The 23,265-nt window shown below is 33.0% G+C and carries 38 protein-coding genes and 2 tRNA genes; 12 read left to right on the forward strand and 28 right to left on the reverse strand.

Annotation, left to right across the window (positions count from 1 at the left end; genetic code table 11):
• Positions 1-9: 9 nt before the first annotated feature.
• The 17 genes from C5F50_RS11985 to C5F50_RS12065 all read right to left on the reverse strand — a co-directional run bounded on the left by C5F50_RS11985 (position 10) and on the right by C5F50_RS12065 (position 9,873).
• Positions 10-300 carry a hypothetical protein gene (locus C5F50_RS11985; protein WP_179371535.1) on the reverse strand — a complete coding sequence of 97 codons (291 nt, stop codon included), beginning with the start codon at positions 298-300 and terminating at the stop codon, positions 10-12.
• 2 nt (positions 301-302) lie between these two features.
• On the reverse strand, positions 303-860 hold the full coding sequence (locus C5F50_RS11990) for a hemerythrin domain-containing protein (protein ID WP_179371536.1): 558 nt from the start codon (positions 858-860) through the stop codon (positions 303-305).
• A 98-nt stretch (positions 861-958) separates the two neighbouring features.
• Entirely contained in the window at positions 959-1,213 is a 255-nt protein-coding gene (locus C5F50_RS11995) for a hypothetical protein (RefSeq protein WP_179371537.1), read from the reverse strand.
• Between the two features lie 36 nt (positions 1,214-1,249).
• On the reverse strand, positions 1,250-1,906 hold the full coding sequence (locus C5F50_RS12000; protein ID WP_179371538.1) for a 2,5-diamino-6-(ribosylamino)-4(3H)-pyrimidinone 5'-phosphate reductase: 657 nt from the start codon (positions 1,904-1,906) through the stop codon (positions 1,250-1,252).
• Positions 1,893-3,083: an amidohydrolase family protein gene (locus tag C5F50_RS12005; RefSeq protein ID WP_179371539.1), complete on the reverse strand. Its 1,191-nt coding sequence runs from the start codon at positions 3,081-3,083 to the stop codon at positions 1,893-1,895. The genes C5F50_RS12000 and C5F50_RS12005 overlap by 14 nt, the downstream gene beginning before the upstream one ends.
• Positions 3,077-3,829 (reverse strand): GTP cyclohydrolase IIa, encoded by a 753-nt coding sequence (locus tag C5F50_RS12010; protein ID WP_179371540.1) that lies wholly within the window; start codon positions 3,827-3,829, stop codon positions 3,077-3,079. The genes C5F50_RS12005 and C5F50_RS12010 overlap by 7 nt, the downstream gene beginning before the upstream one ends.
• Complete coding sequence (gene ribH, locus C5F50_RS12015) at positions 3,826-4,242, reverse strand: 6,7-dimethyl-8-ribityllumazine synthase (RefSeq protein WP_179371541.1); 417 nt, start codon at positions 4,240-4,242, stop codon at positions 3,826-3,828. The genes C5F50_RS12010 and ribH overlap by 4 nt, the downstream gene beginning before the upstream one ends.
• Before the next feature lie 2 nt (positions 4,243-4,244).
• Positions 4,245-4,910 (reverse strand): 3,4-dihydroxy-2-butanone-4-phosphate synthase, encoded by a 666-nt coding sequence (ribB, locus tag C5F50_RS12020; protein ID WP_179371542.1) that lies wholly within the window; start codon positions 4,908-4,910, stop codon positions 4,245-4,247.
• A gap of 78 nt (positions 4,911-4,988) precedes the next feature.
• Complete coding sequence (locus C5F50_RS12025; protein WP_179371543.1) at positions 4,989-5,573, reverse strand: riboflavin synthase; 585 nt, start codon at positions 5,571-5,573, stop codon at positions 4,989-4,991.
• Between the two features lie 182 nt (positions 5,574-5,755).
• The gene (locus C5F50_RS12030) at positions 5,756-6,244 is read right to left on the reverse strand and encodes a hypothetical protein (protein WP_179371544.1); all 489 of its coding nucleotides are present in this window, start codon (positions 6,242-6,244) and stop codon (positions 5,756-5,758) included.
• Between the two features lies 1 nt (position 6,245).
• Entirely contained in the window at positions 6,246-6,488 is a 243-nt protein-coding gene (locus tag C5F50_RS12035; protein WP_179371545.1) for a hypothetical protein, read from the reverse strand.
• A gap of 2 nt (positions 6,489-6,490) precedes the next feature.
• Positions 6,491-6,703 carry a hypothetical protein gene (locus C5F50_RS12040; protein ID WP_179371546.1) on the reverse strand — a complete coding sequence of 71 codons (213 nt, stop codon included), beginning with the start codon at positions 6,701-6,703 and terminating at the stop codon, positions 6,491-6,493.
• The gene (locus C5F50_RS12045) at positions 6,696-7,013 is read right to left on the reverse strand and encodes a hypothetical protein (RefSeq protein WP_179371547.1); all 318 of its coding nucleotides are present in this window, start codon (positions 7,011-7,013) and stop codon (positions 6,696-6,698) included. The genes C5F50_RS12040 and C5F50_RS12045 overlap by 8 nt, the downstream gene beginning before the upstream one ends.
• 53 nt (positions 7,014-7,066) lie before the next feature.
• Positions 7,067-8,560 (reverse strand): Shedu anti-phage system protein SduA domain-containing protein, encoded by a 1,494-nt coding sequence (locus C5F50_RS12050; protein WP_179371548.1) that lies wholly within the window; start codon positions 8,558-8,560, stop codon positions 7,067-7,069.
• Positions 8,561-8,686: 126 nt separating this feature from the next.
• Positions 8,687-8,866: a hypothetical protein gene (locus tag C5F50_RS12055; RefSeq protein WP_179371549.1), complete on the reverse strand. Its 180-nt coding sequence runs from the start codon at positions 8,864-8,866 to the stop codon at positions 8,687-8,689.
• A 132-nt stretch (positions 8,867-8,998) separates the two neighbouring features.
• Positions 8,999-9,577 carry a hypothetical protein gene (locus tag C5F50_RS12060; RefSeq protein WP_179371550.1) on the reverse strand — a complete coding sequence of 193 codons (579 nt, stop codon included), beginning with the start codon at positions 9,575-9,577 and terminating at the stop codon, positions 8,999-9,001.
• A gap of 38 nt (positions 9,578-9,615) precedes the next feature.
• A complete protein-coding gene (locus tag C5F50_RS12065) occupies positions 9,616-9,873 on the reverse strand; it encodes a winged helix-turn-helix domain-containing protein (RefSeq protein ID WP_179371551.1) in 258 nt (85 codons plus the stop codon).
• Positions 9,874-9,951: 78 nt separating this feature from the next.
• On the opposite strand from C5F50_RS12065, the gene C5F50_RS12070 reads away from it, so the two are divergent.
• The 6 genes from C5F50_RS12070 (at position 9,952) to C5F50_RS12095 (ending at position 13,084) form a co-directional block, all read left to right on the forward strand.
• The gene (locus C5F50_RS12070) at positions 9,952-10,602 is read left to right on the forward strand and encodes a bZIP transcription factor (protein ID WP_179371552.1); all 651 of its coding nucleotides are present in this window, start codon (positions 9,952-9,954) and stop codon (positions 10,600-10,602) included.
• A gap of 324 nt (positions 10,603-10,926) precedes the next feature.
• Positions 10,927-11,073, forward strand: a complete 147-nt coding sequence (locus C5F50_RS12075) for a hypothetical protein (RefSeq protein WP_179371553.1) — start codon at positions 10,927-10,929, stop codon at positions 11,071-11,073.
• A gap of 108 nt (positions 11,074-11,181) precedes the next feature.
• Positions 11,182-11,508, forward strand: coding sequence for a hypothetical protein (locus C5F50_RS12080; protein WP_179371554.1), 327 nt, complete (start codon positions 11,182-11,184; stop codon positions 11,506-11,508).
• A 36-nt stretch (positions 11,509-11,544) separates the two neighbouring features.
• Positions 11,545-11,691: a hypothetical protein gene (locus C5F50_RS12085; protein WP_179371555.1), complete on the forward strand. Its 147-nt coding sequence runs from the start codon at positions 11,545-11,547 to the stop codon at positions 11,689-11,691.
• Positions 11,670-11,846, forward strand: coding sequence for a hypothetical protein (locus tag C5F50_RS12090; protein ID WP_179371556.1), 177 nt, complete (start codon positions 11,670-11,672; stop codon positions 11,844-11,846). Before C5F50_RS12085 ends, C5F50_RS12090 begins: the two co-directional genes overlap by 22 nt.
• Positions 11,843-13,084, forward strand: coding sequence for a hypothetical protein (locus tag C5F50_RS12095; RefSeq protein WP_179371557.1), 1,242 nt, complete (start codon positions 11,843-11,845; stop codon positions 13,082-13,084). Before C5F50_RS12090 ends, C5F50_RS12095 begins: the two co-directional genes overlap by 4 nt.
• A 70-nt stretch (positions 13,085-13,154) precedes the next feature.
• On the opposite strand, the gene C5F50_RS12100 is transcribed toward C5F50_RS12095, so the two are convergent.
• The gene (locus tag C5F50_RS12100; protein WP_179371558.1) at positions 13,155-13,559 is read right to left on the reverse strand and encodes a very short patch repair endonuclease; all 405 of its coding nucleotides are present in this window, start codon (positions 13,557-13,559) and stop codon (positions 13,155-13,157) included.
• Between the two features lie 65 nt (positions 13,560-13,624).
• Here C5F50_RS12100 and C5F50_RS12105 point away from each other — a divergent pair, with 65 nt between their 5' ends.
• The 3 genes from C5F50_RS12105 (at position 13,625) to C5F50_RS12110 (ending at position 14,902) form a co-directional block, all read left to right on the forward strand.
• Positions 13,625-13,915, forward strand: coding sequence for an ATP synthase subunit C (locus tag C5F50_RS12105; protein WP_179373023.1), 291 nt, complete (start codon positions 13,625-13,627; stop codon positions 13,913-13,915).
• Positions 13,916-14,033: 118 nt separating this feature from the next.
• Positions 14,034-14,168 (forward strand): hypothetical protein, encoded by a 135-nt coding sequence (locus C5F50_RS13340; protein WP_280924459.1) that lies wholly within the window; start codon positions 14,034-14,036, stop codon positions 14,166-14,168.
• Positions 14,169-14,230: 62 nt separating this feature from the next.
• Positions 14,231-14,902, forward strand: a complete 672-nt coding sequence (locus C5F50_RS12110) for an Eco47II family restriction endonuclease (RefSeq protein WP_179371559.1) — start codon at positions 14,231-14,233, stop codon at positions 14,900-14,902.
• On the opposite strand, the gene C5F50_RS12115 is transcribed toward C5F50_RS12110, so the two are convergent.
• The gene (locus tag C5F50_RS12115; RefSeq protein ID WP_218843333.1) at positions 14,899-15,921 is read right to left on the reverse strand and encodes a DNA cytosine methyltransferase; all 1,023 of its coding nucleotides are present in this window, start codon (positions 15,919-15,921) and stop codon (positions 14,899-14,901) included. The genes C5F50_RS12110 and C5F50_RS12115 overlap by 4 nt on opposite strands.
• A gap of 110 nt (positions 15,922-16,031) precedes the next feature.
• Here C5F50_RS12115 and C5F50_RS12120 point away from each other — a divergent pair.
• Positions 16,032-16,105, forward strand: a tRNA-Val gene (locus C5F50_RS12120).
• Positions 16,106-16,158: 53 nt separating this feature from the next.
• A tRNA-Arg gene (locus tag C5F50_RS12125) sits at positions 16,159-16,233 on the forward strand.
• Positions 16,234-16,235: 2 nt separating this feature from the next.
• On the opposite strand, the gene C5F50_RS12130 is transcribed toward C5F50_RS12125, so the two are convergent.
• From C5F50_RS12130 to C5F50_RS12160, 7 genes are all read right to left on the reverse strand, one after another.
• On the reverse strand, positions 16,236-17,000 hold the full coding sequence (locus C5F50_RS12130; RefSeq protein ID WP_179371560.1) for a hypothetical protein: 765 nt from the start codon (positions 16,998-17,000) through the stop codon (positions 16,236-16,238).
• A gap of 237 nt (positions 17,001-17,237) precedes the next feature.
• The gene (locus tag C5F50_RS12135) at positions 17,238-17,555 is read right to left on the reverse strand and encodes a hypothetical protein (RefSeq protein ID WP_179371561.1); all 318 of its coding nucleotides are present in this window, start codon (positions 17,553-17,555) and stop codon (positions 17,238-17,240) included.
• Entirely contained in the window at positions 17,542-17,997 is a 456-nt protein-coding gene (locus C5F50_RS12140) for a hypothetical protein (protein WP_179371562.1), read from the reverse strand. The genes C5F50_RS12135 and C5F50_RS12140 overlap by 14 nt, the downstream gene beginning before the upstream one ends.
• Before the next feature lie 79 nt (positions 17,998-18,076).
• A complete protein-coding gene (locus C5F50_RS12145) occupies positions 18,077-19,189 on the reverse strand; it encodes a tyrosine-type recombinase/integrase (RefSeq protein WP_179371563.1) in 1,113 nt (370 codons plus the stop codon).
• Positions 19,190-19,282: 93 nt separating this feature from the next.
• Positions 19,283-19,987 (reverse strand): tetratricopeptide repeat protein, encoded by a 705-nt coding sequence (locus tag C5F50_RS12150; protein ID WP_179371564.1) that lies wholly within the window; start codon positions 19,985-19,987, stop codon positions 19,283-19,285.
• A gap of 80 nt (positions 19,988-20,067) precedes the next feature.
• Positions 20,068-20,211: a hypothetical protein gene (locus C5F50_RS12155; RefSeq protein ID WP_179360687.1), complete on the reverse strand. Its 144-nt coding sequence runs from the start codon at positions 20,209-20,211 to the stop codon at positions 20,068-20,070.
• Between the two features lie 64 nt (positions 20,212-20,275).
• The gene (locus C5F50_RS12160; protein ID WP_179371565.1) at positions 20,276-20,626 is read right to left on the reverse strand and encodes a response regulator; all 351 of its coding nucleotides are present in this window, start codon (positions 20,624-20,626) and stop codon (positions 20,276-20,278) included.
• A 55-nt stretch (positions 20,627-20,681) separates the two neighbouring features.
• Here C5F50_RS12160 and C5F50_RS12165 point away from each other — a divergent pair, with 55 nt between their 5' ends.
• Positions 20,682-21,293, forward strand: coding sequence for a transcriptional regulator (locus tag C5F50_RS12165; protein ID WP_179371566.1), 612 nt, complete (start codon positions 20,682-20,684; stop codon positions 21,291-21,293).
• An 11-nt stretch (positions 21,294-21,304) separates the two neighbouring features.
• Here C5F50_RS12165 and C5F50_RS12170 read toward each other — a convergent pair whose 3' ends face one another.
• Together C5F50_RS12170 and C5F50_RS12175 are read right to left on the reverse strand one after the other, a co-directional pair.
• Positions 21,305-22,159 (reverse strand): HpcH/HpaI aldolase/citrate lyase family protein, encoded by an 855-nt coding sequence (locus C5F50_RS12170; RefSeq protein ID WP_179371567.1) that lies wholly within the window; start codon positions 22,157-22,159, stop codon positions 21,305-21,307.
• A gap of 7 nt (positions 22,160-22,166) precedes the next feature.
• Positions 22,167-23,246, reverse strand: a complete 1,080-nt coding sequence (locus C5F50_RS12175) for a zinc-binding dehydrogenase (RefSeq protein ID WP_179371568.1) — start codon at positions 23,244-23,246, stop codon at positions 22,167-22,169.
• Between the last annotated feature and the right edge of the window lie 19 nt (positions 23,247-23,265).

The raw sequence follows: 23,265 nt of genomic DNA on the forward strand, positions 1-23,265 counted from the left end.
ATTATTCATTTATGCTGTTTCAGATTCGTCTTCATCTTCTAAATCGTCTTCATCATCACATTCTTCTAATTCAACATAAGAGGGATTGCCATCTTCCCCAAAGTAAATCTCAACACAAATATCTGATGCTAGTGTACTGGCCAAAGTTTCAGCTAATTCCTTTGGGAAATTTCCCAACCTGCTAGGATCTGAGGAATATCGATACTCAGTAATTTCATCTTCATGGTAGAAATCTAATTCAATATCACCATTGACAAATTTTCTAACTCCCATTACTTGGCCAAATATACTATTAGACAAATCTAATTACCTTGTTCTGAAACATCATTTGAAAGATTTTCAGCCAATTTCTCATAATGTTCTCTAGATTTTCCCAAATCACTTAGTTGAGTTTTCTCAATTTTGTTAAGTTCATCATCTACTTTTTTGGAAACATATTGTAATCGTGCTTCTGCCATCATGAATAATCTATTATTTTCTTTCCAAAGATGCTCTGTCACATGTTCAACATATTGTTGCATATCACTAATCAATTTTTTAGAATCTCCTGATGAAAGATATTCTTTAGCAGACTCTTCCATTGCCGTTCCAATTTCTCGTGAACGCTGATGATCAATTAGCATCATTGCGATAGGACCCATATTACTAGGCATTCCAGCTTGTTCCAATGCAGGGAATAGAGATTTTTCTTCTTTAGTGTGATGACAAACATCAGTAAAGTTTTTTGAAAAATCAATTACAGGAAGTAAAATTGATTCAGGAATTTGTTTACCGTCATTTAGTAATTGAATTGTAGATTCCATTGCTTTGATGACTTTTTCTATCAGGTCATGATCACGTCTTAATGATGCTGTAGACATAATAATTTTAAATAAAATCCAATATCTATATCTTATTTATTTCAAAAAAATAATTAAAAGATAGAAATTAGTTAACGATGAATCGTTAACAAATCATTTTAACGATTAGAGAGGCTCTTTGATTTTACAAATGCCCAAATCTTTTTGGTCATTTCACTTGGAGCAATTGGTTTATTGCCAAATACTTGTTCTACAGTTTCTTTACGACCTGCAAAACTGATTGCATATCCGCCAAATGCTGGTTTTTTTGTTTTTGATTTAGCCTTCTTTTTTGGTGCAACCTTCTTTTTTGGTGCAACCTTCTTTTTTGGTGTAGTTTTTCTGTTTGTTGTAGCTTTCTTTTTTACTGCCAATTTCTTGTAATTTTATTTCAAAGAAAGTATAATAACTTACACTTTTGCATAATTCAAAACAAGGTGATTTTTGAGCCTCTTGATAGATTTGAGACGAAGATTAGGTGAATTTGAGATTTTTCTAAATCCATTTCCTTCAATTAGGGATACAGCATTTTTTCCTCCAATTAGAAATGGGGATATGGTGATAATCAACTCATCAAAAAGATCATATTTTATAAATCCCCAATTAATAGTTCCTCCTCCTTCAACTAGAATTGATTTAATTTTTTTATCTGAAAGTTTTCTTAGTAATAGTTTGATATTAATTGAATTTTTTCCCGCGACAATTATTTCTATAGGAAATTTTTTGAGTTTATCAAGATTTGATTTACTAATTTGATTTGATACAGCTATTATTGTTGGGACTTTGTTGCTTGTTTGAATTATTTTTGAATTTTTAGATATAGTACCTTTAGAATCTAAAATAATTCTGATAGGATTTTTACCTCTAGTATAACGTACAGTTAACATAGGATCGTCAATTAAAACAGTATTTTTTCCTACAATTATTGCATCTACTTTAGATCTTAGATTGTGTAATCTAATACTATCTTGTTTTGAAGATAATTTTGAATCACCTGTAACAGTTGCAATCTTTCCATCAATAGATGTTGCAGCACTCAAAATTACATATGGTCTAGATTTTTCCATGTACTATTTTTCCTCCGATCATTACTGCTCTAATTGCTGATTCTGATGCTCTATGAACAATTGATGCATGTGGATTGTGCATTGGTTCTAAATCTAAAGCATGCTTATCAAGAAAAATGCAATCTGCAATTTTCCCATTTTCAATTATTCCGATATCTTTTTTCAAAACTTTTCCACCATTTATTGTAGCCATTTTAAGAATTTCTTTTGGATCAATTCTTTTTTTATGAATTCCCATAGTTGCTTTCCAAAGAAAATCCATTTCTCTAAACATATCAGGTGAATTTATCATCACGTTATCTGTGCCTAATGCCAGGATACATCCTGCTTTTTGCATCATTTCTATGTCTGGAATACCTTCAGCAAGTGAAGAGTTGGCTCTGGGACAAATTACAATTCCCTGAGTTTTTTTTGCTGCAGTAATTAGATCATTTTTTGAGGCAAAAGTCATGTGAACTAAAAAATGAGGATTCATTGATAATGCCCTTATTGTTTCAGATTTGCCAGTAACTTTCTTTGATGTAGAAATACTTTGTTTAGTTTCTGATGAATGAATGGCTCTAAGTTTTGTTGTTTTTGAGTAGTGATTTAAAACTGAAGCACTATTTTCATTTGCACCACTAATACCAATTCCATCACATTTTTCGAGAAGGGCATCAAGATCACTAATTTTGTTTGTTGGAAAAGGCTGGTTTTTTCGAATTTCTGTGGATTTTTGATAAAATTCTAGTCTTCCTAAAATTATTGAACGTATGGGTATGTCAGAAAGCACTTTTTTGAGTAAAATTACTCCATCTAATCCACCTTCTCTAAAATCAACAAATGTAGTGATTCCTTTTCGAAGCATTGAGTGGCAGGTGTTTTTCATAAAAATTGATAAATTTTCTTGTGATGTATTTTTTAAAATTTTTGATTTAGCTCCAAACATTGGATGGATTTTTTCATTTACCGTACTATTGAGTGTGACATCTTTTCCAATAGAATCTCCTATGTGTGTATGTGCATTAATAAAACCAGGAATCAATAAAAGACCTTCGCAATCTATAGATTCTTCATTGATATGTGGTTGAATTTTGGATTGAATTTTTTTGAATGTGTTATTTTCGATTTTTACATTGGTTCTTAAAATAAAATCTAATTCTGAACCTTGTAATACACTAATATTTTTTATTAACATGATAATTCATAAACTTCAGGTTTTTCTTTTCCTGAATCTCGAATTTCTCGTATAGTGTCAAGAGATTTTGTGGCCAATCTTACGGCTTCTCTGCTAGTATGTGCAGTTCCTATTCCACAATTCAAAGAAATTTCATCATTATCTTTTATCATATCAATGAAATTCTGTATCGAATTTTTTCCATCTTCACTTGCAACTACTAAAAAATTATCACCTCCCATGAAAAATGTAAGAGAACTTTTTTCAAGAAAATATTTTGACATTTTTGAATATAATCCAAAAATTATTGATGTTATTTCATATGGTGAATTACTTTTTCTTCGTGAAGTAAGATTATCTACATCTAAATGCATTATTGTAACTTTTGAATCAGATGTATTATTAACAAATCCAAAAATGTTATGCTCTTCATTTAAAATAATTTTATTTTTTTTTCCATCATATGCATTCAAATTTGCATCAAAAGGGGAGTCTCCAAAACCAATTGAAATTGCTAAACGAATATCAAATGATTTTTCAAGTATTTTTTGGATTTCAAGATGTTCCTCCAATCCAAGTCCATTGGAAACTACAAAAAATTCATCGGCTCGATTAAGAAAGACTAGACAGTTTTTTTCAGAAAATAGTTTTTGTACTTCTTTGTACAGTGATGCCTGAAGCATTTGTAGTTCATGTTCTCTATCACTTCCTAATGTTAATGTCCAAGGACCATATCCAGTAATTTTTAATATACTGAGTTGAATCATTTTTGAATCCTCTTCAATTCATCAGAAATTTTTACAACAGCTTCTACTGCTCGTTCTGCAACGGGTCTTATCCTAGCATAGGCATGTCTTTCTTGCATTCCAGGACCAGATATACCTAAAGAGACTGGTTTTCGATATTTAATAGATAATGCTGTTAATGCATGAGCAGTAGAATGTGATATTACTTCATCATGTTTTGTTTGTCCTTTAATTATAGCACCCAAAGTAACTACTGCGTCAACATCATTTTTTTGTAATAATGAATCTACAATTATAGGCATGTCGTAAGCACCAGGAACTGTACATGTATGTAATATTCTCAATTTCAAAGTATTTGCTTTTTCTTGAGCTACTGCAAGCATCCTAGATGTCACTTCCTCATTGAATTCTGAAACCACTATTGCAATATTCAAGACTAATGCACCTTGGCGTATTCTAAAAGTTCTTTTCCATCAATTAATGGAATTCCATTTTGTTTGGCAAATTTCTCTGCTTTATCTACAGATAATGCAGAATATGTTTCAGCATCCATCATTTCGCAAATTGCTGTAACAGGTATCAAACCTGCAACTTGAGCTAAATAAACAGACATTTCAGTATGTCCTTGTCGTGCAGCTAATAATCCTTTAGATGCAATCAACAAAGGAACATGTCCTGGAGTTTTAAATGATGATGCAAATTTTTTCTGTTTATTTTCAACATTAAAGATATTTGCCATTTCTCTAATTGTTAATGACCTATCTTTATCAGTAATTCCAGTATAAGTTTGATAATGATTGATAGACAATGAAAAAGTCGGATGATCACCATAGGGTGCCAAACCCATAATCATTTCTTTGTTTGAGATTGAAGAATCAGCAAGAATTTCATGCATGTATTTTAATTCAAGAGATTTTGCAAAATTATTATCAATTGCAATACACAATAACCCACCAGCATGTTGACGCATTCTTGCTACATGCTCAGGAGTAACAAATTCAGCGGCTACTACCATATCAATCTCATTTTCTCGTCCAGCTGAATCAAATAATAGCACAAATTCTCCACGCTTTAGAGATTGTAGTGCTGATTCAAGGGACATGACAAAAATTGTCGGTGATCTAATTATAAAGTTTACTAAAAAATTGGTAATTACCACTAAATTTGTAGATAATTGAATTTATTTTAGAATGTATTTTCCAAGGATATCAGTTTCAATATTAACTTTATCGCCTATTTTTTTTGTATGAAAGTTTGTAACCTCAATGGTATGAGGAATTAATGAAACCGATGCAAGAGTATTTTTGATATCAACAACTGTTAAACTGATTCCATCTATTGCAATAGAACCTTTTTTCACAACATATTTTGATAATTTCTTTGGGACTTCAAACCAAACTTGGACTTCTTTTGGCTTTTTTAGAATTTTTTTAATTATTCCAACACCATCCACATGACCTAAAACAAAATGACCTTCGAGTCTATCACCTGCCTTTAAGCTTCGTTCAATATTTACAACTCCACCCACTTTTAGATTACCAAGATCTGTTTTTTTGGTAGTTTCATCAATCATTTCAAAAATGCAACTAGATTTGGATAATTTTGTTGCAGTAAGACAAACACCATTTAGAGCAACACTTTGGCCAATTTTTAATCCCTTGGAATGTTTTCCTAGATTTACAGTCATTTCAATGGCGCTTCGATTTTTGGTATTTTTCGAAATCTTTTCAACTTTACCAACGCCTTCAACAATTCCAGTAAACATCAAAATTAATTATGAAGCATACGTATAAAATGATTTAGATGAATGATATAGTTTGTATAAACTCGTTTGTTGTTTGCTACCTTACATTATAGAACTTTGTAGAATAAAAATATTTGAAAAAATACAAAGTGGTTTCTATGGTAGTTTTTTACCGTATAAACACAAAATTCTAGGCTCAAATCCTATAATCTTGAAAGTCCTATGATACCAAGTATTATTGTTATAGTTGTTCCAATCCAAAATTTCCAATGATCTTTTGCAAAGTTTTTAATTTCTCGTTTGATTTTACGGTTTTTCTTTACTTTAGACACTTTCTTTTCATGACATTCTAGACATATCAACTCAGAAAATAATGGAGATTTCTCTTTAGATAAATCATAAAAATCATCAAAACTATCACTATCAGAAATAATAATATCATCAGGCTCATCAGCATCAGCATCAGCATCAGAATCTGAATCTGAATAAAATGTCAGTCCACCATGTTTGTGTGCAAGTCTCTTACACTTTGGGCATATCTCAGTGTATGGTTTTTCTCTCTTCTTAATACATTCAGCACAAAGTAATAGATTAGTACCATGTTTTGTGTAATGTGTGATTTTTCCTACTTCAGTATCTAATTTTTTGCATTTTTCACAAGCATTACTTTCTCGCTTAAATTCAATAGGCATGTTATTTCCCTCTAAACAAATCTCCAATGTTCTTTAAAAATCCAGAAAAAGATTCGGCCTGTTTCATTTCTTCTGTTTTCTTTTTTGCTCGATAAGCACTCTGTTTAGTTCGTTCTGTTTTTCGTTGGAGTTTTACTATTTCTCGTTTCTTTTTTATTCCATATATTGTTCCTATTACACCTACAACATATCCAATAATACCAAAAATAAGATAAAAATGCTGAAGAGTAACTTGGTCGGCCATTGTTAATCTCTGTCAGCCAGATAAGCGATTAACAATCCAAGTAGTAATGCAGCTCCTACAGCAGCAATAGCGTTACCAGTAATGTTTGCTTGTTGTCTTTCTTTTTCTAAAATAACTCTTAGTTCATCAGCTTCTTTTACAGATAAAACTCTAGTACGTAATTTTTCTTGAAGTTCATTTTTTCTTCTAATTTCTTCTGGGGTTAGATTAACCATTATTCTTATCCCCCTTTATCATATCATCAAAAACCTCAACTAAGTCTGGGTTTTGACGAAGAAATTCAGCTAATTGAGGTTTATTTTTAACAAGATCTTCCCAATCTGTCAATATGTCTCCTTTTTGTAAAACAGTGGCAACTGCTTTACGTTGTTCTTTTAATTTTTTATTTTCATTTTTTAGTTTGGTATTTTCATTATGTGATCCTGCATACCATTTTCCAACAAAAAATGCGATGGCTACTGTTCCACCAACAATTGCTCCAATAATTTGTACTAATGATGATAACTCAAAGGTGAGTTCTGTCAATTTGGTTCCTTCTTTATTTTTTTAGTGTAGTCCAAGTTCCCATGTAAAATAAATTAAATTTCTATTTCAAGTTTCTCTTTAATGTCATGTTTTTTCCAAAAGTCTAATGTTGATCTGGCCTTTGCTATGATATCATCATATGTTAAAATCTCAATATTAGGAAATTCTTGTACTAGTAATTTGAAACGTTCCTTTTTTTCTTTATCCAAATGCATTCCTTTGGTGGAACCTATCACTGCAATACCTTTAGAGTGCAAGCCTCGAAACTTCTGTTCTATATTATAATCTGCGGCTTGAAGAATACCATCATATACTTTTTTTGAAAATTCTCCATTGTTTTTGAAAATAGGATCGTTTGCATCTTCTAATTCAATTACAACACATTTGTCAAATCCATCTAGTTTTTTGATTATAAAATCAGGATGCTTTCCACTACCTTCTAATCTTGTTTCATTTGTTCTATTTTCGTTAGAATCAAAATCAGATAGCCTTTCTTTATCAAAATATTCTATACTCATTAACCAATAATGTTTTGTTAGAAATTTGTGAATTTCTGCTTCATCATTAGTCTCTGATTTGTTATGTTTATCAATTAATTTTTCAAATTCTTTAAGACTTTTAGATAATTTTTCATATCGATTAAACATTGTGTCCATTGCAGGTAATTTCTTGATAATTTTTTGTAATTGATCTGCGGGAAGACTTGCAATATATTTCAAAAATTCAGAGGACTTGTTTGATTTAAATAAATTCTTTAGTAATATTTCAAATTCTTTTGTGGGTAAATCTTTGATTACAGGTAAAAACATCATTAATTGTTTTTTTGGAGATTCAGGAGTCAGTTGGGATATTTCTTTAACAGTATCACGAGCGAGTGCAGACTGCATCACAATAGATCTCAAGTCCTTTTTTTCTTCACTTTCAGGCATGCTTTCATATTCGCTTAGTATTTCCTCGATTACTCCATGGTAGGAGTTTTTCAGTTCCTCAATTAATGATGAAGATGGTTCATTTTCAAAAAATGATGTTAACACTTTTTTTTGGAAATACCATCTAACTTTCCAATAATATTTGCTAACTTTCAAATTTTTGATTGCTAGTGATATTTCTTCTGTGTATTGTTGAAATGCATCAAAATCAACGTACACTTTAGTTATTCCTTTGACAGTTTTTAGATGGAAGGGTTTGGTTGACTGGCGTCTGTAGAAAATTAACTCAAAGTTATCTAAATCACCATATTCTTTTACCAAGAAATTAAGCAATGTTCTTAATCGTGTAATGCCAAACTTCATCCATGCTTGTCTTTCTCTACCTGACGGCGTGAATGAAAACTGAATTATTTTAGATTTTAATGTAGGACTTTGTTCCCAGTAATCCCTGCCTGTCAGAAACTTGTCTTTTATTTCCTGAATATCTGTTGGAATATCATATTCAGAATTCTTGTTTCCTCTAATATCTGCCACTGCTTCTTTTAGATCATCTGCGTTAATTGGTTTGTTATCAAAATCTTCTTTCTTTAATTTCACTGATTTTTTAATTTCTTCCAATTAATTTTCTATGATCTGATTAGGTTAAAAATAACTCACTGAGTGAAGTTTACCTTATAGTGAATACAAATTTTTTGTTAGATCATTTTATTGTGATTAATTTTAAACAATTAGGAACAAAAGAGATCATTTTGATGATCGCTTTGTTCTTGTTTTCTTGCCACATTTGGCTTGAACTTTGATATATTCCTCAATAATATTATGACAGTCTCTGCAAATCATTACTTTGACTTTTAGTTGTTTATCATGATGTTCGGTAAGATCTTTCCATATTTTACAGCAAGGACATTTTCCTAATCCACCCATGCTTTTAGATGAGTAAAGAAACTAATAGGATTTTCTTACTCTTCCCATGTAAAAACAGATTCAAATTTGTGCCTAATTTGAGTTCAGAAAAGACAATTAATTTATCCATTGAGCAGATGATGTAATTAGAAATTATTTTCTTTCTAATTCTTTATCATATGTATCAAAACGATTTCTATATTCTTGACCATAACGATCTTTATGGGATGGGGCACTTATTGGTTGAATAGTGTTTGCTAAAATTGCTAAAAATTTACGTACGTCTTTATCATCAAGGAATTTATTTCTTGTAATACAAGCCAACATAATATGAAATGAAGAACTCAAATTAAGGATTTTATATGAATGATCCAAATACAATAATGCATCAGTAATATCTTTGTCTAATGCTGCTAAACAATAATCAAATAAAAGGTATTGTGGCGGATAACTTATACCACTCATTAGAATTGCATATTGTTGTAGATCAATAAGTTCTGTTCTTCTTTCATCTTGAAGAAGTTTTATCATTAAATTAATTATGTCTCTTACGGAAATCCAATCTTTGTTATGTCCGATTTTTTTTGCCATCTCTATTTCATCTAAAGGTATTCCAAATTGTGTATCAATATCTCCATCTTGAATTTCATCATTAATAATTGGAATATATTGAATCATAGTAGTTATTTCATCATAAATATCTGGAGTAAAAGTTGGATCCATATCTAACATAGAAATTATTTATTTATAACATATTCTAAAAAATTAATTTATACCAAATTTTTTAAAATTTTCTTTCCATTAGATGTCAATTCATACAGTCGTCCTTTCTTAAATTCAGGATTAAGACAAACTATTAGATTCTTTTCTACCAACTCTGCTAAGGTATTACTTACATGTGAGAGAGAGATGTTAGTTTCCTTTGCCATTTCTGCCGGAGTCAGTTTCTTTCCCTCTAAGGCTTTGATTATTTTGGTCCTGTAGGAACTTGCCTTGATGTAACCGAGCAGAATATCAGATTTTGTCAAGTGCTTAATCTGTACGTAAATGGTAATATGGCAATTAGCACGCTTTAAATGCGGTTTACACACGAAATAAACACAATAATGGGAAGGGTAAAGAAAATCAGCATAGGCTTTGGCATTGTTTTCATGACATTATTAATTCCAATTACTGTTTCAGCACAAACAACAGAGATTCCTTCATGGGTAAAGGGTGTTGCAGACTTTTGGGTAAAAGGAAATATTGAGGATAATGAATTTGGAGAGGCCATATCATTTCTGATTGAACAGGAAATTATCAAAGTGAATATGCCACAACAAAATAACAATGCAGAATTAGAAAAGAAAATCTCACAATTAGAATTTGAAAATTCAGAATTACTGAATGGAATTAATGATCTAAAAAATAAAAATTCAAAATTACAATCAGGGAATAATGAAAAGATGAACAGTGATGTTACTTGTGATGAGTTTTACTATGATGTCATGCATTTCAGTATTGTTGATGCATTGTATGGAAGAATTGCCGAGTCAGCAGAATCTTATGGACATACAAATGACAACGAAGATGCACTAAAGGCCGCCAAGGAACTATCTAAGATAGCGTCATTTAACGGATTCAATGATGAAGATTTGGAAAGATTCAGAGTGAATTGTTCTGATCAATTAACCGAAGAACAAAATCTTGCTAAGGATTTTCTTCTGTATTGGGGAGAACAATTTGGATTTTATGTTTTGTTGGGTGTGTATAAGTAATTTTATTTCATAATGGAAATACATATTGGTTGAGCAGGCCTTTTTTAGTAAAATTAAATTATTTAGTTTAAAGGAAAATCAAAAAACCTTCTTGTCATTAATCCTTCAAGATTCACTGTTGCACATTTTTGTTTCAAAATTGAGCGATATTTTTTCCAGCCTTATTCATATAGAGATCAAAAACTATTTCTGAACACGATTGTGTAATTCTGATCTGCATAATTCATAACAGAAGACAGATCAAAAACTATCGGATTTAGGCATAAATCAGCCTCAAAATTCATATACCATAATTGATAAATATATTAAATTATTTTATATATTGTGGTTAGAACTATTCGAATCAAGACAGAAAAATTCTACAAGGAACTGCTCAAGGTACAGGGTGAACTTCAGGCAAAGGAGGGCGAGACAAAGACCATGGATGATGTAGTAAGTTTTCTTTTGAGAAAAGCAGGTAGAAAAGTTTAGTAAAAAAATAATTTTTTCATCAACATGTTTTGTTTTTTCTAATTAGATTTCCAGAAATAGGTGTTTGTAGAAAACATTATATCATGTGTTCACGTTATATGACGTGTCATGATTGTTCAAAATAATTTTTTGGGAATTGGAAACATGATAGGATTACAAAGTAATCAAATCAAAAAAGTGTTGCAAAGTAATCAAGACAACAAAACTAATTTGAATTACAAAGTGTTGAAAGACATAAAGTATTCAAATCTTAAATGTAATAAATATAATAACGCAGAAAGTATTGTAGAAAACAAATACAATGTTAAAAGTAAAGACAAGACAGATGAAATTAATTTGTGTTGCAAAGATAAACCAAACAAGCATTGTATAACTGATTATGACAGTGCAAGGTTATGCAAAAATTTCATAGTTAGTAATTCTACAAAACAATAGAACGAATAGTTCAATAAATTGAAAAGAGGGTAAAAAATGAAATATTGTAAAATACTGATCAGTCAAAAAACAATTGACAGATTAAGAGAGTTTGGAATAATGGGATCAACATACGATTCTATTCTGAATGAATTGATGGATCATGCAGATGTATGTGATCTATGGTGGAACAGAGAGCAATGAAAAAGATTGCAACTGTAAAATTGCATAGATTTGAGGGCAAGTGGTTTCTGCTTGCCTTTGATATTGCATGGGGTAATAAATTAGAAAACGATAATTTTGATGTGTACATCTCTAAGAACAGATTACACGCCAGAAGTCAGCCAATAATACAATGAGTTCAGAAATTAATCCAGACTACGTAAAACTAGTCTTGGAGAAAAGGCAGAGACTCAGGTTAGTACATGAGAAGTATTTCCCAGGAAAGTTTTGGGTGTTGGATTCGTGTCTGGCAGTACGAAACATACTCCAGATAGAGGATATTTCCTTGCCTTTCATGCTGGTTTTGCTGGGTCAGCCATCAGCAGGCAAGTCTACAATGATATCCTTTGTGGATTTTCCTGAAGATTGCTACTCGGTGGATTCGTTCACTCCAAAGGCAATGGTGTCACACATGGCCAACAAGACTGAGGATCAATTGGCACAGATCGACATGCTAAGCAAAATTGCAGACAAAGTCTTTTTGACATCAGATCTTGCCCCGATATTTTCTGTAAGAGAGGACAATCTCTTGGAAATTATTGGAATGCTGACTCGTATCTTAGATGGCAAAGGATACAAGAAAGATTCCGGTGCACACTCACAAAGAAAATACGATGATGTCTTCTTTGTATGGATTGGTGCTGTAGTTGAAGTCCCAAGAAAGGTATGGCCAATCATTGCGTCTCTTGGTCCGAAGATCTACTTTTTGAGAATAGATACAGAGATTTCTTTTGAGGAAGAACAAGAAAAGATTCTTGAGAACTTGGAAGGAATCAGTTACGAGCAAAAAGTAACTGAGATCAAGCAAGCAGTAAAGGAATATCTTGATGTCTTAAAGGAATTTCCAGGAATGGAGAATGGGAAGATCCCTTGGAACAAATCCAAAGAAGACAAACGTATCATGGTAAGACTGGTACAGTATTCTCAGTTGTTAGCAAGACTAAGAGGCCATGTGCCAGTAGAATATACCAAAGGTCAGGGTGGTGCAAACTATGGATTTCTTCCACCCATAATTGAAGATGCAAACAGGGCAACTGTTGCACTTTACAATTTGGCAAAAGGTCAAGCAGTTAACTGTGCTCGCAACTACATTACAGAAGATGATTTACCAACTGTAAAGAAAGTAGTATTGTCTAGTGCTCCAAAAGAAAGAGTGGAATTACTCAAACTTTTAGTTGAGAACAATGGTGAACTGACCTCAACCAAATTCATGGAAGTGAAGAAGGTAACAAGAATGACTGCACTAAAGACCATGAAGCAGTTGGAGATACTTGACCTTGTAGACGAAGTAAAGATTTCAACTGTGACAAAGCCATGCACTGCGATACGATTGAAAGAGCACTTCATGTGGCTGGTTGAAGAAGGGATACAATAGGCGCCTCTCTCAGGCCCTATTTTTTTATATTTTTTAAAAATATAGAAAATTACCCCCTGTGTGATATTTTTTATTTTTCTAAAACTTTTCTTATGATCCTATCAATGCATATTCCTGTTCTTTTCTCAATATCGTGCTCCCAGAATCGGAGAACCGACCATCCGTCTCTTCTGAGTTTTCTAGCAATCTTGGCATCACGTCTCATATTTCGTTCAATCTTATCTATCCAGAACTTCTGCCTAGGTTTTTTCTTCTTGTGATAATTGTATCCGTGCCAGAAATCTCCGTCGCAGAAGATTATGATCCTTTCTTCTTCTAGGACAAAGTCAGGATTCCCAAACATCTTTGGATACATCTTGTATGAAAAGCCCAGTCCTTTGAGAATCTCGTTCATCTGCAAGTCTATCTTTGTGTTGGTTCCCCTGATCCGGGACATTACCCATGATCTCTTTTCAGGAGTAAAGATGTCAGTCATGGTTTTCTAATGAAGTTGAGTTAAATAGTGTAAAAAATCTTCGAGATCAGATGAAAACTATCGTCATGTTACTTTTGGCAGCATCAGCAATTTCAATTCTAGGTTCGACTGGGGTTGCATTTGCTCAAGAAGATGGTGCATCTAGTGGTGACTCTATGAAACTACTCGGTGCGGGCTTGGCATTTGGTATTGCAGCAGGCGGGGCAGGAATAGGTCTTGGCCAAGTAGGTGCAGCAGGTCTTGCAGTAATCAGTGAGAACCCAGCTTTACAATCTAAGGTGTTCATCTTCGTAGGTATGGTCGAATCAATCGCAATCTACGGCATTGTCATGATGTTTATTATTCTAGGACAGTAGCAGTTAATCCATGAGAAAACCTCCAAAGGGGAGCAGTGAGTCGCTTTCATCTGAAAAATTATTTGGTGTTCTTAAGACAAAGGATCAGTGGGATAACTCAGAACTGCTGGAGTTTCTGATGCCATTGTATACCGCTTATGACAAGGAGGGTTTGGGGCACAGAATGCGGCAAATACTTTCGGAATACACGAAAAAAGGGCTGCTCAAAAAGATGGGAAGAGGCACATATTCTGTAATGTCAAAGACATGTTAACTCAGATAGTTAATTAGAAAAACAGCCGAATTACTTTTAGGCTTTATTGGTACATAGATTTCATGCCAAACAATTATGTCGATTTTGTTTCAGATGACGATTTTGAGTCCTGCGTCAGCTGGGTAGTAAGTGGGTATCAACAAAACGGCAACAGCGAGAGAAATGGAATCGATCCATTCAAAACTGTGTTTGACATGTACAATAAGGATATGTCATTTGCATCTTGGAAGAAGGCGGAAGAGGTTAGGCAAAATGACAAGACGGTAAACAACAAGGTAGGGGAATTCCACCAAAAACTTCTTGGCAGTGTTGATGGTTGGAGAGATCTTCAGACAGGGGATGTTGCAGATATTTGCAATGATGCTGAAACAATTTTTGTAGAGTTAAAGAATAGATGGAATACTGTAAAGGGATCAAATATGATTGACATGTGGAAAGATCTTCATGACATAGTTACTAACTCACACAGAGGATCTACAGCGTATTGGGGATTCATTAACGCAAAAAATGGCAGCAGTGGCGAAAGTGCGTGGACAATTCAAGGAAAAACACATCCCAATGTGAAAAAGATTTGGGGGAAGAGTATTTACAAAATGATAACAGGGAAAGATGCAGCATTGGAAGAAGTGTGGGCCGCACTTCCAAAAGTTCTGGACAAAGTGTTGCAAAAGACAACCACAGTTGATCAAGGAGACAAAGACAATCTTATTGCATGGTTCCAAACTGGGTACTAGAAATTTTTGATTTTCAATTGGACAGGTATCTTTGCAACAAGTTCAGGATGAACTAATGATTTGTAAACTTCCTTTGCAACAGCCGTTGCAAGTTTTACTGGTACTGCATTTCCGATCTGTTTGTATTGTGATGAAAGACTTCCAACAAATTTCCAGGAATCAGGAAACGACTGTATTCTTGCATACTCTCTAACAGTAAAAGGCCTCACTTCTTCTGGATGGCATCGTTCAGTCATCTTCTGACCTGGTGAGCATGTCAGTGTAAGACAAGGTTCGTCCCATGCAATTCTTCTGCCCATCCCACGCCTGCCTCCAGTGGAATAGAAGCTCTTTCCCATGTATTTTTTCTGAACTTCAATAGGCATGTTCACCCAAGAGCCGCCAGGAGGCACATGTTTTAACAGTTTTATTTTTTCATCAGAATATTTTTGTCCGATAGATTCAGGTACGTTTTTGAGAGCATCGCCAAGTGTAATTGGGTTCTTGTTTGGTTTTGGATACTGGAACTTTATCCCCTTCTTTGTCCCGATAAAGATCACACGTTTTCTTTTCTGTGCTACGCCATAGTTTACTGCATTTAGGATATCATATCTTACATCATAGCCAAAAGATGACAGTACTTCCATTATAGTTTGGATTGTCTTGCCATCTTGGTTGCGCAGGATGGCCTCAACGTTTTCTGCAAGGAATATTTTTGGCCTTATTTCCTTTACGGCTCTTGCAAACTCGTAAAACAGTGTTCCCCTTGTATCTTCAAATCCAAGTTTGTTTCCTGCATGGCTGAATGCCTGGCATGGGAAACCGCCTGTAACAACATCTACGTTCATTCCCTTGAAGTCTACTTGTTGAATGTCATCATGGATCACATCCCATTTTGGCCTGTTCTTGCGGAGTGTTGCAACGCAGTCCTTGTCATATTCCACAAGCATCTTTGTCTCAAACCCTGCCTTTTCAAGTCCAAGTGCCATTCCGCCGGCTCCTGCAAAAAGTTCAATGACTGTTGGCTTTTTTCCCTTCAATCTATCTTGATCAGGATCCTATTCCATTTAATTTTTGTCTGCAAAAAGTTTGGACTAAAGGTAGTCTGTTTTTCTAAACTGTAAATATTGCATGAAGTTTAAATTTGTGTGGGCCGGTAGTCTAGCTGGTTAGGATACCGCCTCGACACGGCGGTGATCGTGAGTTCGAATCTCTCTCGGCCCACTTTTAAAATAAAAATCTGATGAGTATTTACTACAGACACATCTATATTTTCTGGGCCTATAGCTCAGCATGGATAGAGTGTTGGACTTCTAATCCAATGGTCAAGGGATCGAAGCCCTTTGGGCTCAGATTAATCTTTTTTGAATCCACCGATTAACAAGGTAATACCTGAAAAAAATATACTTATTGCAATTCCATAATATGCCACTCCAATTGATAAAATAGTATCTGCTTTTTGTTCTTCTGCCACATCAATGAGATTTTCAAGAGTTGATTTCATCCAAATCTCATTTGGATCAGTGATTTCTAAAACTGATGTTTTACTTTTATAATGATCAATTATATTTTTATTTGTTTTAACAGAAACACTTGCAAAATAGGTTCCAGGTTTTTTAAATTCTATAGATTCAAAACCATTTAGTGAAGATGTTTCTTGACCTTCACCGATATCATTTTCCAAGAAATGTATATTGAACATATCACCATATTGTAAACCAGGTACTCTATCAAGATCATTAGATAATTGTTTGAAGCTGGATTTTTCATCACTTACAAAAAAATCAGTCATATCTTCATGGAAAATATGTACCACGATTTCAGTAGGTAATTCTTTGACTTCAATCAATGCTTGAATTCCTATTGTTTCACCGATTTCAAGTGGTTTAGAATTAGTTTGTGAAATTTCAATTGATTCCATCCATTCAACCCATGGTTCTGAGTCACGGAAATCTATTTCGTTATGTATTTCAAAAGGTTCCTGTATTTCATAAGCTTCACGAAAGATATTTGATAATTCTACTTGTTTTGCCGCTTCTGTTGCAAAGATTAACGCAACTGCAAACATCACTATTGCCAAACCTATTTTGATAGAATACACTTGATTTTTTTTCAACATATTTAGATTTCTCCACAGCTATTTCAAATCTTTTTCACATTATTACAATTTTCAAATATTTCCTTAAATACACGGAGATCCTGTTCTAATTTTTCATGTTGTGTTGTCAGTAATTTATTATTCCCATCTCTTTCTTCATCAAAAGAACTTTCCCAAAACAATTAGATTGTATGTTATGTGTCTCATAATTCTAAAAACCAATTATAAAGTAGGATGAGATATATCATTTCCATATAATTATTTTTTACGATTATCTTCTGCTCTTCCTAATTTTTCACGTAACAAATGAACAGCAAATTTTCGTTCCGTAGTTAAATTTAGAGAAAGTTTTTGAATCTTATCTAATTTTATACTAATATTGGATGCAGGATAAATCAGCGTTCCTAAATCAGAAATGATTTTTCCCAGTCTTCCAGCATGAAAAGATAATTCTATGAGACTAATCCAGACAAATGTCAGGTCTTTTGAAGGCAATGTCAACGTATTTTCTTCAAAATCACTCTGAATGTTTAACGATAATGGTGTTGGATGGGATGCAATTTCAGTGTCCTGCATAATCATCTTCCATAGACTTTTTCATTTCAGGGTATTTTTTTGCAATTCCATTTCTAAGATGGACTGGGGAAAAGTTTTGGATTCTTGTTTTTTTATCAGCTTTCCACCATGTTGTTATTTTTTCAGGATAAATCGTAAAAAACAGTAAAAGAAATTCAATTTCAACTAAATCACGTAAAAATGATAAAGTTTGAATTTCAAGGCCAGAGGTTGCAATCAATGTGACAGATTGTAAAGTTTTATGAGATCTAATTACAAGTTCACGAAAAGCATTAACAGTAATTTCATTTTTATTAAAAGGTATTTTTAAAAAATCTTCAAGTATTTCGAATGAGAGTTCAATAATTTGAAATCTTTCTTCCATTCCGTTTATTTTTCCGTATTCTGAATAGATCTTTTGTTGTGCTTTGAATGCATTATTTTGGAATTCTAAAATTTTCACAATATTACTTTGAGGGATAAGTAATAAAGATATGATGAAAGAAAATTGCTACCAGTATTATTAGTTCATATTAAAAAAATTAAAGATTTGGAACTTCAATCTTGTTTGTTCTCAAATATTGTAACAAATCATTGAATTTTTCTTCCATCTGAGTATTCTTCGCAGATAACATCTTGATATTTTTCTCAACTGTCTCAAAGTCAGAAATTGTAAGCTGTGGTTCAGCATCAAGATACATCTGTTTTTTCTTCTCTTCAGGTAACTGATAGTACGTATCCATGTAAAATCCATGACCCATTAATGCTTCTGCATAGTCACGTCCGCAGACATTGCCCAAAATGGTTCGAAAGTATTTCCGAAATGCGTGAAAGTGGATTGCTCTTCTGCCATTCTCATTTCTCACAGATAATTCTGGAATCTTTGCTATTTCTCTTCTCAGTCCTGCCTGAAGTCCTTGCTTGGCTGATTGTGCGGGATTCTTTGCCTTGGAGTTGATGTTGTTCAGAGACAGCCTGCCAAAGATCATGATTTCCTGCAGATCCCAGTTTTGTTTCCCTTCGTGCCATCCAAAGTTCTTCTTGAGATAATCTTTGAGGGTATTTGCGGTTTCAGTTGTAATGAAGGTCTCACGAGATGAGCCTCCTTTTGCAATTTCTGCCCTTACATTGATCTTTACGGGTTTGGAATCAAAGTCAACATCAGACAGTTTTAGTTGGGTAATCTCACCAATTCTCAAGCCACTTGAACATGAGATTAGGATTGTTGTCTGCAGTTTTGAAGAAGAATTGCGCAGAATTCTAAGAATCATTTCTTTTGTTAATGCAACTTCTCTTGTACGGACAATCTTTGGAACTTTGATTAGTTGCTTGTAGTCATCAGAGTTTATCCGGATTCCCCAATGACGTAGATACCCTTTCAGACCACTAAGGTATGTTCTGAGACCTTGCGCTTTGATGTTTTTCTTGTCAAGATAGATTACAAAGTTTCGTATTACCTGATAGAGATCAAGTTCTTCTGATTTTATCTTTGATACGACTTGTGCCTCATCTGTGTCATAGTAAGATTGTGAAAACTTTCTGAAGTGATTCAATGCAGTACGATAAGTGATTCTTGTCTTCTCGCTGTGTGAAATAAGATATACAGAGTCTAGGAATTCAGTTGCTACTTGTTGTGGTGTAAGTTGTGTTGTCACGAGAATTAGAATGTGTAAACTGTTATTTAAAGTTATATAGTTTATATATTTCATATACAGGATATATAATGATTTAGATAACAATTATAGAAATTATTTAGAATTGTATTCTTTAAATTCATTTTCACAAAATTGATGAAATACAGTAGATCTATTTTCTTTAGCATCATTTTTGATTTTTTCCATATCTTTGTTCAAAACTCCTTGTGCAGCTAAAAATGCATCATCTTCCATTCCTAATTTTTCAAATAATCTTGATTTAGCATGAGGAATTTCTTTAAGGCTTGAATCAATTGTTTGAGCTTTATCATAATATTCAATTGCATCTTTGTAGTTACCAAGATGACTAAGGGAAATAGCTTTATTCATCAAGGCTGTCACGTCATTTGGATCTATTAAAAGTGAGGTTTCATAACATTCAAGTGCGTTTTGATGACGATTTAGTTCATTGAAGGATAATCCCATGCTGTTAAGGGCCCATATATCCTTGGAATTTGTAGAAAGAAGTTGTTTGCATAATTCTAAAACTTGTTCATATTGTTTTAAATTTTCAAGAGCATAGATCTTATTTTTTAATGCATAAGTATCTGAATTTTTTATTTGTAAAACTTTATCGCAATACACTATTGCTTTCTCGTATTTTTTTAGATAAATCAAAGATAATGAAATATTCTGAAGTGCGACCATGTCATTAGGGATTTTTTCTAATAAATTTTTACAATAATTGTACATTTCCTCATATTTTCCGGCATTAAACATCCTAGTAATCACATTTGTAGGATCTAGAAGATCAATCATATTACTATAATATAATGAAGATTCATTATCTTTAACCTATTCTCACAAGTAAAATTGAATCTAGTAAAGTTAGACTTGAATTATTTTAGAACTTTACGTAGTGTTTCATTCAATACTTTGGAATAACTGTAAGATGATTGTTCCTGTTGAATCAATTTTGCTTGACGAAGTCGTAATTTTTTATCAAGATCTTCATCAATCATTATTGTTACTCGTTTACTCATTTGTATCGAATATTTTTTATGAGTTTTATAATATAAGACTATATGAAATGTTCCAAAAGTGGGATCAGCCTTGGATTATAGAAATTATTTTATCCATTTTGAATGGTTTCTGAATAAGAGGTATGTTGAGCTTTCCTAGTTTTTCCTCAGTAGAATAATCACTATCTGCAGAAACCGCAATAATCCGTACCTTGGGGTCAATATCTTGAATTTTTTTTATTGCATAGAACCCACTGCCATTAGGCATGTTAAGATCGATTAGAACAACATCGGGTTTAGTTTCTTTGAATAGTTTAACGGCTGTACTTCCATTAAATCCATTTCCAATTACATCAATACCATTTTCTTCAAGAAATTCACTGAATAGTCTAACAGTATCTTCATCATCATCAATTACAATCACTGATTTTGACATCTATGATAGTAAAAAAAGGAGTGCTTTAATATTTTCCATAATGTAGAATTCATGTATGGGTGGAATTGACAGATTAATTTCTAATGCATTAACATCTAAAATTAAGAAAGAGATAGATTTGGATCTTCTAAACAAAGTAGAACGTGAGTTATTTTTAGAACATGGAATGTCAATAAAGCTTTCAATTGAACATTTTCAAAAATTTACAAGTATTCTCAAGAAAAATTCTAATCTTGATGTTTGTAAATTTCAAAGAAATTGTCTTAACAAAATTCTCAAAATAAAAAAAACAGATGGAAAGTATTTTGTAACCATAGTTGATTCAAATCTATCAGATTTAATCTTAGGATTTTTTGGAGAAAATGATTCGAGATGTATTATTACAACCCTTTTAGAAAAAGAATATACAATTCCTCAAATCCTTAAGGAATCTAAAGCGCCTAAAACTTCAGGATACAGAAAGATTGAAAATATGATAATTAATGGATTAATAATTGAAACTGGAAAAATACTTAGTGAAAGTAAAAAAATATCCAAACTCCAATGTGTTTTTCAAGAAATCAATCTAGAGATTAAAAAAGGGAAAACTATCGTTAATGGAATTGTATCCCAGAAAATGATGGAAAAAAGTACTAGTATGAAGTCAATACTTGAAACATTAAGATAGATTGAAAGTAATTACTTTACTAATTCAAGAATAGATTTTGCTTGTTTGAAATGAACCTCATCTATCATTTTTCCATCAACAGTGGTAGCCCCTTTACCTTTCTTCGTTGATTCAAGATAGACTTTACAGACTTTTTCAGCCCATAAAATTTCACTTTTATTTGGATGAAATAATTTGTGCACCACAGAAATTTGATCTGGATGTATGATACTTTTTCCTGAATAACCCAAGCTTTTGCCAAGTTTGCAATCTTTTTCAAATCCTTTAGAATCTTTTAGGTCTTGCCAAATCGCATCTATTGCTGCAACTCCTGATGCATGTGCATCTACTGGAATCTTTGTTCTAGAATATGTAGTTCCTTCAGATTCTTTTGTATATTCAACTCCTAGATCATTTAGAAGATCAAAAACTCCAAAGACTATAGCAGAAACTCTTTTTCCAAAAGATGCAATGTTATACGTGTTAACTACACCTTCTGCAGATTCAATAGAAGGGATTATTTGAATTGGTTTTAGTTTTCGGGATTTTTCCAATTTGGATAGTATTTTTTCAATTTTTTGCATCTCTTTTACATTATTTACCTTAGGAATTACAATTCCATCAATTCCTTTTTGAACCACTTTTTTGAGGTCAGATGGAACTTTTCCTGAGGTGGGAGAATTTGTACGTACAAAAATTGAAGAGTTGTATGATTTTCTAGATTTTAGTGCAGATTTAATAAGATTTCTTGCATTAGTTTTTTCATTATCTGGAACTGAATCTTCAAGATCAAAGCATACAATATCAGCTTGTAGTTTTTTTGCTTTTTCAAGAAATCTAGGATTATTCCCTGGAACAAAAATGAGGCTTCTGAAAAGCTGTGTCATTAAATGATTAAGCGCTCTCTGGCTTCATTAAGATTTTGCCAAAGAGACCTTTTCCAGTTAACATCTTTGTGTGAGCCTCTGCTGCTTGCTCAAAGGAATATGTTGAATCAATTGCTGCTTTAATTTTGCCTTGACCCATCCAGTAAAGACCTTGATCTAACTCAGCTTTGGTTCCTTGTGTTGAACCTAAGATGTTAGTTCCTTTAAAGAAAACATGTCTTAGATCAGTTTTTGCATCATATCCTGTTGTTGCGCCACATGAAACCAGAGTTGCACCATACTTTAGCAAAGTAAGTTGCTTGTTCCAGTGTGTTTCACCAATATGATCAAAGGAAACATCAATTCCTGGTGCTTCACCTTTTTTCTTTGCAAGTTCTTTTGAGATTGCTCTTACTTCTTTATGCCAGTCTTCTTTTCTATGATCAACTGCATAATCTGCTCCAAGTTCCAGACATTTGTCTAATTTATCAGGACTTGCAGTTGCAATCACATCACAATTGTATAATTTTGCAATCTGAATTCCAAAGCTTCCTACTCCAGAACCACCACCCATAATCAAGATAGTTTGGCCTGGCACAATTTTTGCCCTACCAACTAACATGTGCCATGATGTAAGTAAGGTCATTGATGCAGCTGCTGCTTCATCATATGATACGCCTTCTGGAATAACTGAAATATTAACTTCTGGAAGATGTGTTATTTCAGAGAATGCGCCCCATGTTGGACCAGTTTGGAATCCCCAAATGATTCTCTGAGTACAATCAAATTCTCGTCCATCAGTACATGCTTTACAAACTCTGCAAGACATGTTTGAGTGAGATACTACTCTATCTCCAACTTTGATATTTTTAACATCCTCTCCAACTGCGATTACATCTCCAGCTGCATCAGAGCCCGATACGTGTGGCAATGGGACAGGAACTGGTTGTCCACGCATTCCCCAAATATCATTATAATTAAGAGCTGCAGATTTGACTTTGAAGACTACTTCATCTGCTTTTGGTTTTGGATCATCTATATCCTGGACTTTGAGGATTTTAGCAAAATTATCATCTGGTGCATATTCATTGTATACAACTGCTTTCATGAATTAATCGACTTGCTAC

The sequence above is a fragment of the Nitrosopumilus ureiphilus genome, from assembly GCF_013407185.1.
GTDB lineage: Archaea > Thermoproteota > Nitrososphaeria > Nitrososphaerales > Nitrosopumilaceae > Nitrosopumilus > Nitrosopumilus ureiphilus.

Bases quoted from the DNA above. Each gene is read 5' to 3' on its own strand.
- C5F50_RS11990 (WP_179371536.1), bottom strand. From the start codon at position 860: ATGTCTACAGCATCATTAAGACGTGATCATGACCTGATAGAAAAAGTC.
- C5F50_RS12000 (WP_179371538.1), bottom strand. From the start codon at position 1,906: ATGGAAAAATCTAGACCATATGTAATTTTGAGTGCTGCAACATCTATT.
- C5F50_RS12005 (WP_179371539.1), bottom strand. From the start codon at position 3,083: ATGTTAATAAAAAATATTAGTGTATTACAAGGTTCAGAATTAGATTTT.
- C5F50_RS12010 (WP_179371540.1), bottom strand. From the start codon at position 3,829: ATGATTCAACTCAGTATATTAAAAATTACTGGATATGGTCCTTGGACA.
- ribB (WP_179371542.1), bottom strand. From the start codon at position 4,910: ATGTCCCTTGAATCAGCACTACAATCTCTAAAGCGTGGAGAATTTGTG.
- C5F50_RS12025 (WP_179371543.1), bottom strand. From the start codon at position 5,573: ATGTTTACTGGAATTGTTGAAGGCGTTGGTAAAGTTGAAAAGATTTCG.
- C5F50_RS12030 (WP_179371544.1), bottom strand. From the start codon at position 6,244: ATGCCTATTGAATTTAAGCGAGAAAGTAATGCTTGTGAAAAATGCAAA.
- C5F50_RS12035 (WP_179371545.1), bottom strand. From the start codon at position 6,488: ATGGCCGACCAAGTTACTCTTCAGCATTTTTATCTTATTTTTGGTATT.
- C5F50_RS12040 (WP_179371546.1), bottom strand. From the start codon at position 6,703: ATGGTTAATCTAACCCCAGAAGAAATTAGAAGAAAAAATGAACTTCAA.
- C5F50_RS12055 (WP_179371549.1), bottom strand. From the start codon at position 8,866: ATGGGTGGATTAGGAAAATGTCCTTGCTGTAAAATATGGAAAGATCTT.
- C5F50_RS12060 (WP_179371550.1), bottom strand. From the start codon at position 9,577: ATGTTAGATATGGATCCAACTTTTACTCCAGATATTTATGATGAAATA.
- C5F50_RS12070 (WP_179371552.1), top strand. From the start codon at position 9,952: ATGGGAAGGGTAAAGAAAATCAGCATAGGCTTTGGCATTGTTTTCATG.
- C5F50_RS12080 (WP_179371554.1), top strand. From the start codon at position 11,182: ATGATTGTTCAAAATAATTTTTTGGGAATTGGAAACATGATAGGATTA.
- C5F50_RS12085 (WP_179371555.1), top strand. From the start codon at position 11,545: ATGAAATATTGTAAAATACTGATCAGTCAAAAAACAATTGACAGATTA.
- C5F50_RS12090 (WP_179371556.1), top strand. From the start codon at position 11,670: ATGGTGGAACAGAGAGCAATGAAAAAGATTGCAACTGTAAAATTGCAT.
- C5F50_RS12095 (WP_179371557.1), top strand. From the start codon at position 11,843: ATGAGTTCAGAAATTAATCCAGACTACGTAAAACTAGTCTTGGAGAAA.
- C5F50_RS12100 (WP_179371558.1), bottom strand. From the start codon at position 13,559: ATGACTGACATCTTTACTCCTGAAAAGAGATCATGGGTAATGTCCCGG.
- C5F50_RS12105 (WP_179373023.1), top strand. From the start codon at position 13,625: ATGTTACTTTTGGCAGCATCAGCAATTTCAATTCTAGGTTCGACTGGG.
- C5F50_RS13340 (WP_280924459.1), top strand. From the start codon at position 14,034: ATGCCATTGTATACCGCTTATGACAAGGAGGGTTTGGGGCACAGAATG.
- C5F50_RS12110 (WP_179371559.1), top strand. From the start codon at position 14,231: ATGCCAAACAATTATGTCGATTTTGTTTCAGATGACGATTTTGAGTCC.
- C5F50_RS12130 (WP_179371560.1), bottom strand. From the start codon at position 17,000: ATGTTGAAAAAAAATCAAGTGTATTCTATCAAAATAGGTTTGGCAATA.
- C5F50_RS12135 (WP_179371561.1), bottom strand. From the start codon at position 17,555: ATGCAGGACACTGAAATTGCATCCCATCCAACACCATTATCGTTAAAC.
- C5F50_RS12150 (WP_179371564.1), bottom strand. From the start codon at position 19,987: ATGATTGATCTTCTAGATCCTACAAATGTGATTACTAGGATGTTTAAT.
- C5F50_RS12155 (WP_179360687.1), bottom strand. From the start codon at position 20,211: ATGAGTAAACGAGTAACAATAATGATTGATGAAGATCTTGATAAAAAA.
- C5F50_RS12160 (WP_179371565.1), bottom strand. From the start codon at position 20,626: ATGTCAAAATCAGTGATTGTAATTGATGATGATGAAGATACTGTTAGA.
- C5F50_RS12165 (WP_179371566.1), top strand. From the start codon at position 20,682: ATGGGTGGAATTGACAGATTAATTTCTAATGCATTAACATCTAAAATT.
- C5F50_RS12170 (WP_179371567.1), bottom strand. From the start codon at position 22,159: ATGACACAGCTTTTCAGAAGCCTCATTTTTGTTCCAGGGAATAATCCT.
- C5F50_RS12175 (WP_179371568.1), bottom strand. From the start codon at position 23,246: ATGAAAGCAGTTGTATACAATGAATATGCACCAGATGATAATTTTGCT.